The following is a 13,961-nucleotide window of genomic DNA, read 5'->3' on the forward strand; positions in this document are numbered from 1 at the left end:
TTTCTCTTTGCCGCTCTTGATCATGTATCTTTTTCAGATCGTCGATTCCGTGACATCGCCCCAGCCTGGTTCGCTCTTGCCCGGCGCGATCGATTTGGAAAACTGGCGCTTTCTCTGGGGGAGCATCGATGCAGGCCGCCCTTCGGTCTGGCGGGTCACGCTTAACACATTCATTTTTGCCAGCGTCACGTCGACGGTGATCTGCGCGCTCTCTCTGACGGCGGGATATGCCCTATCGCGGTTAAACCTGCCCGGCCGCCCGGTCTTTTTGGGCGGTTTGATTGTGCTGCACTCGTTTCCAACAATCACCTTGATCATCGCGATCTTCATCGTCTTGCAGTCGCTCGGTCTCTACGACTCGCTGATCGGCGTCATCATGGTGAAAACCGCCTTGGAACTGCCGTTCGGCATTTGGATCATGAAAGGGTTCTACGACACCGTCTCGTGGGAAATTGAAATGGCGGGTGTTCAAGATGGCGCCAGCCGATTCCGCGTCTGGTGGGAGCTTGTGCTGCCGCAGATACAGCCGGGCCTGGCGGCGCTGCTGATCATCTCGTTCCTCGCGGCCTGGTCGGAATTTGTTCTGCCGCTGGTCCTTGCGCCCGGTACGGGGGCTCAAGTCTTGGCCACATATATGTATTCGGTGATCAACGACGACTCGAACCTGGACTTCGGGCTCTTCAAGGCGATCGGCATGTTTTACTCATTCCCGGTCATCCTCATTTATCTGCTGTTTCAGCGACAACTCATGAATATCTATGGCGGAGGGACGAAGGGCTGATGGACCTGAGACTGACGGATTTCACCAAGCGTTTTGGCGACATGACGGTCATCGACGAGATGAACCTGACGGTACAGAGCGGCGAAATGCTTGCATTGCTAGGCCCCTCCGGTTGCGGCAAGTCGACCACGCTTTTTGCCATATGCGGCATCCACAAGATGGATGGCGGATCGCTGCATTTTGGCGATAAGGACGTGACGCGTGTGCCGGCACAACAACGTCCCGTCGGGGTGGTGTTTCAGAACTACGCCCTCTACCCCCACATGACCGTGGCCCAGAACATCGCCTTTCCCCTCCGCGTGCAAAAGAAGAGCCGGTCAGAGATTGACCGCGACGTCGGTCGTATGGCTGAGCTGGTGCATATCTCAAATCTGCTCGACCGCCGCCCGGCACAACTCTCGGGCGGCCAACAACAACGGGTGGCCTTGGCGCGGGCAATGGTCCGGAAGCCAGACGTATTGTTACTGGACGAACCATTGGCCAATCTTGATGCCAAGCTACGCCTCGAAATGCGCTCTGAAATCCGACGGATTCAACAGGACACCGGAATTACGGCGATCTTGGTGACCCATGATCAGGTCGAAGCGATGTCGATGTGCGACCGGATTGCACTGATGAAAGATGGCCGGATCGTCCAACTCGATACGCCCACAGCAATGTATAACAACCCGGTCGATCAATTCGTCGCCGGATTTCTGGGCAACCCACCGATTTCGTTTGTCGCCGCCGAAGCTGGCCCGGAGTTGGACCTGGGGCACGGTATAACGATCCCCCGGCCCGCGACATTGGAGGCTGCCGGAACCGTCACGCTCGGCATCCGCCCTGAGCATTTTGGCCCACAATACGGGGCCGGCGTTGAAGGCGAGGTGATTTTCATCGAGCCACAGGGCCGCGAAGAATTGGTGGATGTCCGCCTTGCATCAGGCGCGGCACTGCGCGCGATCCTGCCTGCGACGGGCGGCCACAGGGTCGGCGACCGTGTGAGTTGGGGCGTTCAAAGTGACAAAATCCTGGCCTTCGCATCGGAAGGGGCACGCTTGTGACGAAAATCGACATACCGCCGCGCCCTTTATCGATCGCCCATCGCGGCGCGTCGGCGTATGCGCCCGAAAACACGCTTGATGCATTTCGCAAAGCCGCCGAACTTGGGGCCGACATGTGGGAGGTCGATCTCCGCATGACGTCAGACGGGCATGTGGCGGTCTACCACGATGCTGAGTTGCCGAACGGAATGCGGGTCGTGGACTTGACCCTTGCTGCGCTGAAATCGCATATGCCTGCCTGTCCAACCCTGTCCGAAGTCTTGGAGCTTGCCGCGGATGAAGGCGTTGGCATTTACGCTGATATCAAGGATATCGACGCCGCCCTGCCCTGCCTTGACGCTTTGCGATCATTCGGAATCGATGTCGCGATCCTGGGTGCCTTTAATACCGACGTCGTTTCAATTCTGCGCCAGGCCGATTGTCCCTATCCGATCTCGGCTCTGGTGCCAATGGGGGCGGACCCGCATAGCTATGCCCGCCATGCGGATGTGGTTCACCTCTGTTGGGAACACATGGACCGGCCACAGGATATGTTGACGCCGGACCTGTTTGAACGGGCGTTTGCGGCCAATCAGCAGATCGCGATTTGGCACGAAGAGGACCCGTCGCGCATGGCCGACATTCGGACCAAACCGGTGTTCGGCATCTGTTCCGACATGCCCGAACTGGTGAACCCATTCACCCCGCCAGCCGAGTGGCCGGTCGGCGTCGTCTGCCATCGGGGTGCCAATAAGATTGCTCCGGAAAACACATTGCCCGCGTTCGAATGTGCACTTGCCGCCGGGTTCTCCCATATCGAAGTCGATCTTCACCTCACTGCGGATGGTCATATTATCGCCCTGCACGATCCGACTCTGGACCGGACGACCAATGATCGCGGCCCGATTTCCGAGCGCACCCTCGCCGAGTTACGCCAGTTGGATGCTGGCGCATGGTTCGACCCGCATTTTGCGGGCACAAAACTGCCCACTCTGGATGAGCTTCTGAGCCTCACAACGCGGTATCGCGGACAAGTCTATCTTGAACTCAAATCCGCCCCACCCGGCCCGGTTTGGGATCGCGTCGTCGCGCATGAACTTCAGGAGAGATGCTTTTTCTGGTCCTTCAATCGGGATTTCTTACACGAGCTGCGCGCTCTTGCCCCTGAGGCATCCATTATGGCCCGTCGGCAGGATTTCCCCGACCTGACCACGGCGATCGACACATATGATGCGCGCGTCATTGAATTTCTACCCACCGACGACGCGGCAGAGATTGCGGCGCTGCGGGGTAGCGCCATTGAAGCCATGGTCTATTATGGCGGCAAAGAGCCCGAGGTTTTCGACAAGCTGATTGCGCTCCGCCCCGATCTGGTAAACCTTGACCACCCGTTTGCGTTCAAGCGACATCTTGCGTGCAGAAGGCTGCCATGACCATCGAACCGAAACGAAAACCGACATCGTTTGATGTCGCAAGGCTTGCCGGCGTGTCTCGGTCTGCGGTCTCGCGCGCCTTCACGCCCGGCGCTGTCGTTGCGGAACAAACACGCGAGAAGGTGTTCGAGGCAGCCGAAACTCTGGGATACCGCGTGAACTCCTTGGCCCGCGGGCTGCAGGGCGACCACTCCGGTATCGTCGGCATACTCGCGTCGTGCCTCGATACGCCAATCCGAGCCCGTCAGGTAAAGCTATTGGCACAAGCTTTGATCCAAGACGGCTTTCGGCCGATGCTTGTGACCGCCGAAACGCCGGATGATGTGGAGGGCCTCTTCGGCACCTTATTGGGCTACAGCGTGGCGGGTGTGATTGCGACATCTGACACGCCGCCACAGCGCGCGATCGAAGAATGCTGTCGTGCCGCGGTGCCAGTTGTTCTGATCAACCGCGCCGAAACCGCAGGCTGGGGCGATCGCGTGATCTCAGATCCTGATGAGAGTGGCACGCTGGCGTTCAACATGCTCACCGGCTGCGGCGCTGTTAGGCTAGGGGTTTTGGAACCAGTGATCGAGACGTTCTCCGTCACGGGAAGAGCCAGAGCATTTTCGCACACGGTCGAACAAAGATTCGGATCTTGCACCATGTTTCAGGCCCCAGACCAGAGCTACAAAGGCGCACGATCTGCCATTGCAGCAGCTGGTCAAAAGGCCCTGAAGGACATTGATGGCCTATTTTGCGCAACCGATCTGATGGCGTTGGGCGCCTTGGATGCCATTCGCCTCGATCTCGGATTGAAGATCCCCGAAGACCTGCAAGTCGTCGGTTTTGACAACATCGAGCAAGCCGAATGGGGATCGTATGCCTTATCGACAATCCGGCAAGATCTGGACTCTCAAACAACCCTTGCATTGCAGCTCTTGAAAGATCGGATGAAGGCGCATGACGCGCCGGCCAAAACAATCGGCATCGCATTGCAACCGGTTTATAGGAACACCACAAGACATGTCCTCTGACGACCGACTATCGATCGCGATCAGGATTGCGACAGCAGCCGGCGACCTGGCAAAGAATCTCAGACGCCAACCCGGGAAATTGCAGGCCGAAGCAAAGGGGCGCCTCGATTTTGTGACCCAAGCGGATCTGGCCTCCGAAGCCCTAATCCGCAGCCTGATCGCAGAAGCCTTTCCCAAAGACGGCGTGCTTGGCGAGGAAGACGGATTAGACCGGGACACGGACGGGTTTTGGATCGTCGATCCGATTGACGGGACGACGAATTACCTGCGTGGCATGCCGAATTGGGCCGTGTCGATCGCTTACTTCGACGGCGCAGCCCTGACCCACGGGGTGATCCATGCACCCGACCTTGGCATCACCGCGGCGGCTGAGCTCGGCAAACCGGCGTTGCTGAATGGGGGTGAGGTCGACCTCACCGCCGCCGAACCTGCGGCAGCGCCAATTGTCACGCTTGGATATTCAGAACGCACTGCACTGCAGGATTACTTGACCCGCATCTCGCGCTTAACCGAAGCCGGGATCGAACATCGCCGCCAGGGCGCCGCCACCTTAGAGTTCATTGGCATCCTGGCGGGCTGGGTAGATGCCTACCACGAGGAAAGCCTCAATATCTGGGACGCTGCGGCAGGGATTGTCTTGATCAAGGCCGCCAAAGGCCGAGTTGCCCATCGTCCGATCTGCGACTTCTTGCAGACGCCATCGGAGATTCTGGCGGAAAATGGACATCTTCAAGGGCTGGAAACGTTGCTTACAGGCCCCGCTGATCGGTCCTAAGCAAAACGCCGCCAATCACTTATGCAACAACACGGCCTGCTGGTTTCATTGCACAGTGTTCAAAACAGCCTGTTGATCAGCGTGGCATTGGCGCAAAGTCGCAGAAGACGCTCGCGGCCAGTTGAGACAGGCGGCCGCGAGCAAGCTTTAGGCGATGCTCAGAACGAGACGTTCAGACCAAGCCGCAAGCCGTGATCGGCGAAGTTATCTGCCAAGCGGCCAGAGTAGCTGACGTTGAAAGTCGAGCTGCCCGACAACGCGATGTCCAGCCCGGCCTCAATCATCAACTCGTTGCGAGCGACGGGCATGCCTTGAACATCGAACGCGTTCCCGAGGAGCGAGGCGCTCTGCAACGGGTCTGTATCGCCAAATGCATGACGCCAGCCCAACATCCCGGTCGCGACCGTATTAACACCGAGACCATCAAGCGGTGTTGCACCACGGAGGCCAAGCGTCGCGAATGTGGTGTTCGTCGAAACGCCCGAGACGGTCAACGCACTCGTGCTGCCTGTTTCGGTGAAATCATCGCTGTCGTAAGCGACATGGGTCAGACCAAAGAATGGCTCAAGCGCGTAGCGACCCACCTGATGCATGTAGCTGGCTTCGGCAAAGATCGAATAGCTGCGCGCATCATATTCGCCCAAGGCGATATCCGTCCCGACGGTCGACAGACTGCGCATCGTCTCAACATCATACTCGCTCATCAGAACACCACCGCTCCACTGCACGCCCGGGCGGTTCTCGTCCGTGCTGAAATAGAGACCGAAGGTGGTGCCATCCGCATCCGAGCTGGCACCGGCGTCATTGCGGATAGACGAGTTTGAATAGCCTGCCAGGATACCAACCTGAAGCCCGTTGGACATTTGGTAGTCATATCCCAGGGCAAAGCCGCCGGAGTCACGACGGGTTCCGACGGTGTTGCCATCCCCATCGAAATCCGACCAAGACCCGAACCCTTCCATCCAGACACCTTCAGCGCCCGAGGTCCCGGCGGGGTCCGCACTTATGTCATTGCGGCTGACAAAGCTGTTGCTTGGGGTGTTCCGCTGCTCTCGCAGCCGGTGCAGAAGCGTTTCTTGCATCACGACGACATCTTGCACAACCGCCGAGGCGCGAGAGCCATGGATCTCTCCGGCCAGTTGCTCATAGGCCTGACGGACCGTGCTTTCCGGCATCGCCAGAACCGTTTGTACAAGCGGATCATTCTCATCCAATCCCGACAGCACGCTGCTCAAACTCCGCTGATTGAAGCCAAGCGCGACATCTCCGAAACCAACGTCATTGCGCAGAAAGCCCAGTTGGACTTCAGTGCCAGTATAGCTCAGTTCCGGCACCACAAATAACAGGTCTGACGTTACTCCATCAAACTGCCCCTGAATGCCGCCCTCCGCCAGAGCGATCCGGTGGCTGGTCTGTAGATTCAGGTTGGCTATGCTTTCCTCAAGCTGCACCGTACCGCCATCCAACGTTAGTCTGCCGGTGACCGACAGAAGATCGCTCCCGTTTGTATCTGCACCGACCAGATAGAAGGCGCCCGTGTCAAAGCTGGCATCGCCCTGAACGGTAAGCGTACCAACCGGAGCCAGATTGCCACCCGACGCCACATCGAGACTCGACACCGTGCCGTTGCCGCCAAAGGTTCCGCCGTTGAGAACATTGAGGATGCCGCCCAGAGATGCATCACCTCCGAGCAGTAGGCTGCCGCCTTCGACGTTGGTCGTGCCAGCAAAACCGCTGCTGTCAGCGGTCAGCGTCGTCTCGCCCGACAGATGCGAGATCGTGCCGCTGCCGCTTATCGCCCCTTCGAATGTGTAACCCTCGGAGGCATGGTCAAACGACACTGTGGCCGGGCCGCTGGCGACATTGAGCGCCCCACCCAACGCATTGGTGATGCGCAGGTTGCCGCCCTCGACGTTGGTTGTGCCTTCAAAGCCGCTGTTATCACCGGCCAGTGTGGTGTTCCCCGCCAGGTGCGAGATCGTGCCGTTGCCCCTGAAATACGGGTCGAACTGATAGCCTTCGGTGTTGTGGTTGAATACCAACTCACCGTTGCCATTGCCGAACCTCACGGAATCGAGGCTGACAATGCCAGCGCCCACAGCCGCTTCACCACGCGCAGCGCCAATGTTCACTGTACTGGTTGAACCGGCATTGTTCGCAATGCTGATGGAGGTGTTGCCTGCGCCATCGGCTTCCTCCACTCGCGCTCCATCCGACAGGGTCACAACACCGTTCCCCTCGTTGCCAGCCATGACATACACGTCGACCGCAACTCGGCTGTCGGCGCCGGAGACCTCAAAGACGCCGCTGCTGCCAGCTCTCCAACCTGCCAGCACATGCGTCGCCTCAAGCGTACCGCCTTCAGTTACCGAGGCATTGCCAGTGCTCCCGGCGTCAAAGCCAATTACAAACAGCTCGTCGCCAGTCAACGTGCTGCCTGAGCCTTCGACAGTCAGCGTCCCGGTTGAACCGCTCTCCTGTCCGACGAAGACCCGTCCACCCGCATTCACGGCTCCGCCGTCACGAATGTGGAGTGTGCCTTCGCCGCCCATCTGGCCTCCCAAGACCAAGTTGCTTGACAACGTCGTCAAACTGGATCCGACACCGCTGACCTCCATCGTCGCCGAGCCGTCTTGACCGATTGTCGCCCCGCCGGCAGTGACCTGCGCACCATTTGTCACGGAAATGGTCGAGCTTGCGGATGCACCTGCCACCAAAGCGCCCAAAGTGGCAGTCGTACCAACACCATCGAAAGACAGCGTGCTATCTTGGCTCCCCGCAGGGCCGCCCATACCGAGGAAACCGTTCACCACCAAATTGGCACCGTCAGAAAAACTGGCGGTTCCCGAGCCATAAAACCCAACGTCCAGAGAGTTGGTGGTGAGGAGACTGTCGTCTCCCGTTACAGTCAGGGTGCCCGATTGCTCGAACAACCGGTTGTTGGGATTAGCGTTGATGATGTTGACTCCGATGATGGTGCTATCGACTGTCATCTGTCCGCCATTGCGAACAGTCAGCTCCGCGCCCGCAAGCGACCCCAGAAACAACGCATCTGCCGTGCCGGTCTCACCGTCCAGAACGGGTTGGTTATCAACCGGCTGAGGTTGGTTTGGACTTCCAGAAACCGACAAATCACGCGAGATTATGGCCCGATCTGTCTCTCCCGGAACGCCGGCGTCCCAGTTGTCAGCGTTGTTCCAGTCGGAATCCTCCGCACCGGTCCACACGGTTTGGGCCTGCGCGGCATCGGCCACAAAACTGGCTACGACCGCTGAAACGACCAAACTGGCGACATTTATACGAGATTGACTGGCCGATGAGGCTGGCGAATTAATCACAAAGACTACTCCCTTTGAGTCTGTTTTCTGAAGTTTTCGAGATTTGTCTGACGTCGCCCTGGCCATCCAAAGGCTGGCGGCGGATTCCAGGGATCACATTGCAGTTTGCCTGCCTGCCTGCCCTCGCTCCACTCCCGTACTGTGATGGGCACAGGACGTGAGGGCGGGCGATGAGCGGCCAGCAAATCTGCGGGCAAGACGCCCGGATCCATTGGTGTATAGATTGGCATTGGTGTGCGGTTCGATCGGGTCAAAGCGCGCAGCCGCCTAGGGGCAAACAAGCGCCAAGATCGCTGCTTCGGTAAAGTCGGTTTGCCGCACGATCACCAGATACCGCGCGCCCATCCGGCGACTGCGTCCGGTTCTTGACACTCGTCGCGACGGTCGTTGCAACCAACACCGCCCGCATCGGCGCTCTGCGCATCCTCGCACCCCTTCACCACTGATCTTTGCGCCGTCATGAGCAAGATATTGCCGATTAGTTGCACATGAAAATGACAACCTCATGGCCAATGCCAATCACCCAAGAGTTGTTGCCTCCGCGCAACTAATTGCTGCACCAGCAAAAAAAACGAACGCTTGTTCATCAATTGCTAAGGCGACCGAAAACCATCCCATGTGCGCGGGGCGTGGTGATTGACGAGAATGGCGACGGTCGCTCAACTGCCCAGGCCCCACCGACGGACAAGACACCAGAGAGGATCACGCCAAATCACACCTATAGTGCCGACCCAATCAGGTTTATCTCGGGCGGTTCGACGCGACAGGACGCGCCGCACGTCCCATGCTAGACGGCGCGCCAATTGAGCCTGCGTTTGGTAAGGCAATTCGGATGCCTCGTGTCCAGACGCGCCGAGATACCCGTGGCATTGGGCCCGGTAAAACGGGTTGGAGCAACGGCAATCAGCTAAAGGACCGTCCGCTCACAGCAAGCCGACACGCCACAAAGAAAAACGCGGGCCGTGGCCCGCGTCTTGATGTGGTGCAATCGAGTGCTTGTTAACGGCTCGACCACGAATTCTGAATGTAGATACACCGTACCCGATCTCGCGATGCGGTCCAAGGAAAAAACCCTCAATCTGCACCTAGGTTTCTGTCGGAGCTCCATCTGCCACATTAGACCATAAAAACAAACGCAAATTGGTCAACGCTCTTCACTACGCTTCCAGCACATGTCGATTGCGAAATGCTACAAAAATCTCGCTACCGCTGCGTCGGAAGAAACAAATATCGCCATTCTCTAACTGAACATATCCCAAATCCAATGGCTCGCGCTTTGATTTGATTGCCAAAGTCATTCATTTTTATGACTAATGTGTTGTGATAATTGGTTTGGAGCATTCTCTATGCACACACGTCTCGGTCTCGACATCGGCACCAACTCCATTGGCTGGTGGCTCTATGAGACAGATGGCGACCGGATCATCTCCGTTCTCGATGGCGGTGTCCGCATCTTCTCCGACGGGCGCGACCCGAAATCGGGGGCGTCCTTGGCCGTGGATCGGCGGGCGGCCCGCTCCATGCGCCGCCGCCGCGACCGGTACTTGCGACGGCGCAGCGCGTTGATGCGCAAGCTGGCGGAGGCCAGCTTGATGCCGAAGGACCCCGCCGAGGCAAAGGCACTTGAGTCCCTCGACCCCTACGCGCTGCGGGCACAAGGGCTGGACGAAGCGCTTCCATTGCACCATCTGGGCCGGGCGCTGTTCCATCTCAACCAAAGGCGCGGGTTCAAATCGAACCGCAAGACGGACCGAGGCGACAACGAGTCCGGCAAGATCAAGGACGCGACCGCGCGGCTGGATCAGGCGATAATGACCAAAGGCGCGCGGAGCTACGGTGAGTTCCTGCACATGCGCCGTGCCGCCGCGCCCGATCCGCGACAGACGCCCTCGGTCCGCACTCGGCTGACCGTCGCCCGCCGCGACCATGCCGAGAAGGAAGAGGCTGGGTATGATTTCTATCCTGACCGGCGGCATCTGGAGGAGGAGTTTCACAAGCTTTGGGACGCGCAGGCCGTGTTTCACCTCGAAGCGCTGACCCCCGATCTGAAAAACGCGCTCTTTGAGATCATCTTCTACCAGCGCCCGCTGAAAGCGCCGGCCATCGGCCTGTGTCTCTTCGCTGGCATCGGCGATGTGCCGGACCGCGAGCGCCGCCTGCCCAAAGCGCATCCCCTGACCCAGAGGCGCACGCTGTATGAGACGGTCAATAACCTGCGGATCACCTCGGATGGGCGGGAGCGGCGCCCGCTCACCCTGGAAGAACGCGATCAGGTGATCGGGCTTTTGGACACGAAGAAGCCCACCAAAACCTTGACCTCCATGGCGATGAAACTCCCAGCTTTGGCCAAAGCGCTAAAGCTGCCGCCCGGGGCCCGCTTCACCCTGGAAACGGCTAATCGCGACGCCATCGCCTGCGACCCGGTGCGCGCCAGTCTCATTCATCCTGACCGGTTCGGACCGAACTGGTCAAAGCTGAACCCAGATCAGCAATGGGAGGTCGTGCGCCGCATTCAGGCGGTGGAAAGCGACGCCGAACACATTGCCTTGGTGGATTGGCTTTGCGAAGCGCACGGACTCAACCGGGACCATGCGGAGGCCACGGCACATGCACCACTGCCCGAGGGCTATGGGCGGCTTGGGGAAACCGCGACCCGGATGATCCTGTCCGTCCTGGAGAACGACACGGATGAAGACGGCCATCCGCTGACCTATGCCGAGGCCGCAACGCGATGCTTCGGGCACCATTCCGACATGCGCACCGGCGAGGTTCTGGACGCCCTGCCCTACTACGGTGAGATTCTGGAACGCCATGTGATCCCCGGCACCGGCGACCGGAATGATGACGACATCACCCGCTTTGGCCGCATCACAAACCCGACGGTGCATATTGGCCTCAACCAGCTGCGGCGATTGGTGAACGGCATCATTACCGTTCATGGCAAACCGGATCAGATCGTGGTCGAACTAGCTCGCGAACTGAAGATGTCGGAGAAACAGAAAACCGAGGTCAACAAGAAGAACCGCGACAACCGTGCGGCGGCGGAGAAGCGCAGCGAGAAGCTGGCCGAGCTTGGTCAAGCCGACACCGGCGCGAACCGGATGATCCTACGCCTCTGGGAGGATCTGGGGCATGATGTGATGACACGCAACTGCCCCTATACTGGGCAGCGGATCAGTGCGGGGATGCTGTTTGACGGCTCCTGCGACGTCGACCACATCCTGCCTTATTCCCGCACGCTCGACGACAGTTTCGCAAACCGCACGCTTTGCCTGCGTGAAGCCAACCGGGAAAAGCGCAACCAGACGCCATGGGAAGCCTGGGGCGAAACGGATCGATGGCACGCGATTGAAGCCAATCTGAAAAACCTGCCCGACAATAAGCGTTGGCGCTTCGCCCCAGATGCGATGGAACGCTTCGAAGGGGAAAACGATTTCCTCGACCGGGCGCTGGTCGACACGCAGTACCTGTCGCGCATCGCGAAGACCTATCTGGAGGCGCTCTATACCGAGGGCAGGCATGTCTGGGTTGTGCCCGGCCGGCTGACCGAGATGCTGCGCCGCCATTGGGGGCTGAACTCGCTGCTGCCCGACCACAACAAAGGCGCGGGCAAGGCCAAGAACCGAACCGACCACCGCCACCATGCCATCGACGCCGCCGTGATCGCGGCCACCGACCGCGGCCTGATCAACCGGATCAGCAAGGCGGCCGGACGGGAGGAATCCGATGGGAAGAGTGCCGAAGACATCGCCCGGGACACACCGGAACCCTGGGAGCATTTCCGGTCAGACATCCGCACGCAGTTGGGCAAGATCACCGTCAGCCACCGTGCCGATCACGGTCGCATCGACCCGCAGGCCCGCAAACAGGGCCGCGACAGCACCACCGGGCGGCTCCACAATGACACGGCCTATGGCATCGTCGATGACCAAAGGGTGGTCAGCCGTGTGCCACTCCTTGCCCTGAAACCAGGCGATATCGAAGTGACATCGCGAGGCAAGAACATCCGCGACCCGTTCCTGCAAAAGCACTTGGCCCGGGTGACGCGCGGCAAGACAACACCGAAAGAGATCGAGGCCGCTTTGGTGGCGTTTGCATCGGCTGAGACACTGCCCGATGGGAAAGACAACCCCTATCGCGGCCTCCGCCATGTGCGTTTGATCGAGAGCCTCCAAGCCTCGGCCCGGGTCGTGCCGTCAAGCCAGCCCTTCAAAGCCTATAAAGGCGACAGCAACCATTGCTTCGAGATTTGGCGCATGCCCGATGGCAAGCCGAAAGCCCAGGTCATCACCACGTTTGAGGCCCATGGCGCAGATCCGCGTAAACCCCATCCGGCGGCAAAACGACTTCTGCGGTTGTTTAAACGCGACATGGTGGCGATGGAGACAGACGGTCGCACGGCGACCTACTATGTGCAGAAATTCAGCCAGGCTGGCACCCTTTGCCTTGCACCACACACTGAATCCAACGCGGATGCCCGAGACCGAGACAGCGCCGATGACTTCAAACTGATCAGGACCAGCGCAAGTTCAATGGTAAAGGCGGGGATTCGGCGGATCTTTGTCGACGAAATGGGCCGACTGCGCGATCCGGGACCGGCAGGTTAGCGGCCAGATTCGCCCGAATCGGCAAAATATGCCATGCTTCCAAGCTGTTGGGAGTGTGACCAGTGGATCAGATTATCGATATCGCCGTCGATGGGCGGCACCTGTCGCGCGATCGCGGCTTCCTGAAAGTCTCTGAAAACGGTCAGGAGATTGGCCGCACCCCGCTTGATCAGATCGCTGGCGTTATCGTGCACGCCCATGGCACGACCTGGTCCACATCGCTCCTGACAGAACTGGCCGATCGCGGCGCGCCGGTAGTCTTGTGCGGGTCCAATCATGCGCCGCGCTCTGTCCTGATGCCGCTGGAAGGCCACCATGCGCAGGGCGGTCGCCTGCGCGCGCAATGGCAGGCCAAAGCGACGCTCATGAAACAGGCCTGGAAGCAGATCGTGGCCTCCAAAATCGCGATGCAAGCCGCTGCCCTTGAGGCGGTGGGTCAGTCCCCCGCGCCGCTGCGGATGATGATCCGCAAAGTCACCTCGGGCGATAAAACCAATATCGAAGCGCAGGCCGCCCGCCACTACTGGCCGCGGATGATGGGCAATGACTTCCGGCGCGACACCAGCGCGCCAGACGTCAATGCGCTCCTGAACTATGGCTATACGGTCCTGCGCGCGGCCACCGCCCGCGCCGTCGTTGCCGCCGGGTTGCACCCTTCCATTGGGTTGCATCATTCCAATCGCGGCAACGCGTTTGCGCTGGCCGATGATCTGATGGAGCCCTTCCGGCCTCTGGTCGATTGCGCCGCGCGCCGTCTGGCCACACAAAACGGCGCGGAGGTCGACACAGCCGCCAAGCAAGCACTGGCCCGATTGATCGCCATTGATCTGCCTCTCGATGAGGCGATGAGTCCGGTTTCTGTCGCCGTGACCAAACTCGCCACCTCGCTTGGGCAAAGCTTCGAGACCGGCAAGCTCTCCCTCGCCCTGCCCAAACCGCCCGACACCCTGACGCTCGCGGGGTTAGGTGCATGACCTTCCAGCCCGCCA

9 protein-coding genes are annotated in these 13,961 nt (G+C 59.5%); 7 read left to right on the forward strand and 2 right to left on the reverse strand.

Annotated features, from left to right (window positions below; all coding sequences use genetic code 11):
* Positions 1 to 33: 33 nt before the first annotated feature.
* A complete protein-coding gene (locus QTA57_RS17570) occupies positions 34 to 330 on the reverse strand; it encodes a hypothetical protein (protein ID WP_290155019.1) in 297 nt (98 codons plus the stop codon).
* On the opposite strand from QTA57_RS17570, the gene QTA57_RS17575 reads away from it, so the two are divergent.
* Genes QTA57_RS17575 through QTA57_RS17595 form a run of 5 tightly spaced genes read left to right on the forward strand, consistent with a single transcriptional unit; the run spans position 278 to position 5,027 of the window.
* On the forward strand, positions 278 to 781 hold the full coding sequence (locus tag QTA57_RS17575) for a carbohydrate ABC transporter permease (RefSeq protein WP_330696811.1): 504 nt from the start codon (positions 278 to 280) through the stop codon (positions 779 to 781). The two genes, QTA57_RS17570 and QTA57_RS17575, sit on opposite strands and share 53 nt — an antisense overlap.
* The gene (locus QTA57_RS17580) at positions 781 to 1,824 is read left to right on the forward strand and encodes an ABC transporter ATP-binding protein (RefSeq protein WP_290152861.1); all 1,044 of its coding nucleotides are present in this window, start codon (positions 781 to 783) and stop codon (positions 1,822 to 1,824) included. Before QTA57_RS17575 ends, QTA57_RS17580 begins: the two co-directional genes overlap by 1 nt.
* Positions 1,821 to 3,236, forward strand: a complete 1,416-nt coding sequence (locus QTA57_RS17585; RefSeq protein ID WP_290152862.1) for a glycerophosphodiester phosphodiesterase — start codon at positions 1,821 to 1,823, stop codon at positions 3,234 to 3,236. Before QTA57_RS17580 ends, QTA57_RS17585 begins: the two co-directional genes overlap by 4 nt.
* Entirely contained in the window at positions 3,233 to 4,252 is a 1,020-nt protein-coding gene (locus QTA57_RS17590; protein ID WP_290152863.1) for a LacI family DNA-binding transcriptional regulator, read from the forward strand. Before QTA57_RS17585 ends, QTA57_RS17590 begins: the two co-directional genes overlap by 4 nt.
* Positions 4,242 to 5,027 (forward strand): inositol monophosphatase family protein, encoded by a 786-nt coding sequence (locus tag QTA57_RS17595; RefSeq protein ID WP_290152864.1) that lies wholly within the window; start codon positions 4,242 to 4,244, stop codon positions 5,025 to 5,027. Before QTA57_RS17590 ends, QTA57_RS17595 begins: the two co-directional genes overlap by 11 nt.
* 158 nt (positions 5,028 to 5,185) lie before the next feature.
* On the opposite strand, the gene QTA57_RS17600 is transcribed toward QTA57_RS17595, so the two are convergent.
* Entirely contained in the window at positions 5,186 to 8,365 is a 3,180-nt protein-coding gene (locus tag QTA57_RS17600; RefSeq protein ID WP_290152865.1) for an autotransporter outer membrane beta-barrel domain-containing protein, read from the reverse strand.
* A 1,346-nt stretch (positions 8,366 to 9,711) separates the two neighbouring features.
* Here QTA57_RS17600 and cas9 point away from each other — a divergent pair.
* Together cas9 and cas1 are read left to right on the forward strand one after the other, a co-directional pair.
* Positions 9,712 to 12,972, forward strand: coding sequence for a type II CRISPR RNA-guided endonuclease Cas9 (cas9, locus tag QTA57_RS17605; protein WP_290152866.1), 3,261 nt, complete (start codon positions 9,712 to 9,714; stop codon positions 12,970 to 12,972).
* Positions 12,973 to 13,034: 62 nt separating this feature from the next.
* Positions 13,035 to 13,946, forward strand: a complete 912-nt coding sequence (cas1, locus tag QTA57_RS17610) for a type II CRISPR-associated endonuclease Cas1 (RefSeq protein WP_290152867.1) — start codon at positions 13,035 to 13,037, stop codon at positions 13,944 to 13,946.
* Positions 13,947 to 13,961: the final 15 nt, after the last annotated feature.

Origin of the sequence: Fontisubflavum oceani (assembly GCF_030407165.1) — a bacterium.
GTDB lineage: Bacteria > Pseudomonadota > Alphaproteobacteria > Rhodobacterales > Rhodobacteraceae > Rhodophyticola > Rhodophyticola oceani.